This is a genomic window from Mesorhizobium sp. M4A.F.Ca.ET.050.02.1.1 (assembly GCF_003997725.1).
Classification (GTDB): Bacteria; Pseudomonadota; Alphaproteobacteria; order Rhizobiales; family Rhizobiaceae; genus Mesorhizobium.
The window spans coordinates 1-1,428 of record NZ_RZSG01001125.1 but is presented as its reverse complement, the minus strand read 5'-3'; the positions used below and the strand labels follow the sequence as shown (position 1 = coordinate 1,428).

At 66.2% G+C, this 1,428-nt stretch carries 1 protein-coding gene and 1 pseudogene; both read left to right on the top strand.

Annotated elements, in window-relative coordinates; genetic code table 11:
- A partial coding sequence (locus EOA33_RS35605; protein WP_127407714.1) for an aminotransferase class III-fold pyridoxal phosphate-dependent enzyme occupies positions 1 to 839 on the top strand: 839 nt, incomplete at its 5' end.
- A pseudogene (locus EOA33_RS35600) lies at positions 836 to 1,428 on the top strand (3-oxoacyl-ACP synthase); the annotation flags it as partial. The gene EOA33_RS35605 and the pseudogene EOA33_RS35600, both read left to right, overlap by 4 nt.

Sequence of the window (1,428 nt, the reverse complement as noted above, 5' to 3'; positions counted from 1 at the left end):
GCACGATGAGCGTCGGCGCGCGCGGCGTCTTCAACGCTGCCTACGAGCCCCTGCTGTTCGAGGTCGACACCATCCCCTTCCCTGCCGCCGGCCAGGAGCAGCAAACGCTCGACGCCTTCGCGCGGCTGGCGCGCGATCGCCAGGTTGCTGCACTGATCGTCGAACCGCTGGTGCTCGGCGCCGGCGGCATGCTCATGTATCCGGCGTCGGTGCTGGCCGAACTCAAGCGCATTGCCGAGCGCTGCGGGACACTGCTCATCGCCGATGAAGTCATGACCGGCTGGGGCCGCACCGGCACCATGTTCGCCTGCGAGCAGGCAGGGATCGCGCCCGATATTCTGTGCACCTCCAAGGGTCTGACAGGCGGCTCGCTGCCGCTCGCGGCAACGCTAGCCACCGATGCGATCTTCCGCGCGCATTACTCCAGCGACCGGGCCAAGACCTTCTTCCATTCGAGCTCCTACACTGCAAACCCGATCGCCTGCGCAGCAGCACTGGCGAATGTTGGTATCTGGAACGACGAGCCGGTGGCGGACCGCGTGGCTGCGCTCTCACGGATGCAGGCTGAGAAAATTGCGCGGTTCAACGGAGATTCGCGCTTCGAGAATGTGCGCACGGCCGGCACCATCGCCGCGCTCGACCTCAGCGTCGGCAATGCGGGCTATCTCGCCGAGGTCGGCCCCAGGCTGCGCGCCTTCTTCCTCGATCGAGGCTTGCTGGTGCGACCGCTCGGCAATGTCATCTACCTGCTGCCGCCCTATTGCGTCACATCGGGCGAACTCGACCGGCTCTACGATGCCGTCGACGAGGCGGCCGGACTTGCGACCGACAAAAGATGAACCGCACAGCGCGCATCATAGGCCTTGGCCATCACGTCCCGGCCCGAAAAGTCGCCAATGCCGAGATCGAGACAAGCCTCGGGCTGGAAGCAGGCTGGATCGAAGGGCGCACCGGCATCCGCACGCGTTTCTGGGCAGAGCCCGACGACACGCTTTCCGGACTGGCGGCCAAGGCCGGTGACATGGCGCTTCAGGCCGCCGGCATCGACCGCAAGGAGATCGGCCTGCTGCTGCTCGCCACCTCTACGCCGGACCATCTGCTACCACCGAGCGCACCACTGGTGGCGCACAGGCTCGGCCTCGAAAAGGCCGGTGGGGTTGACCTGGCGGGCGCCTGCGCCGGGTTCATCTACGCCATGACCTTCGCCGACGGCTTCGTGCGCCTGCACAACAAGCCGGCCATCGTCATCGCCGCCAACATTTTGAGCCGCCGGATCAATCCGACCAAGCGGGCGAGCGCCGTATTGTTCGCCGATGGTGCAGGTGCGGTGGTGCTGGCCCCGTCAAATGATCCCAGCCACGGCATACTCGGTGCCTCGGTTGCCTCGGATGGGTCCGCTTATGGCCTGCTCCATATCGCGGCGGGCGG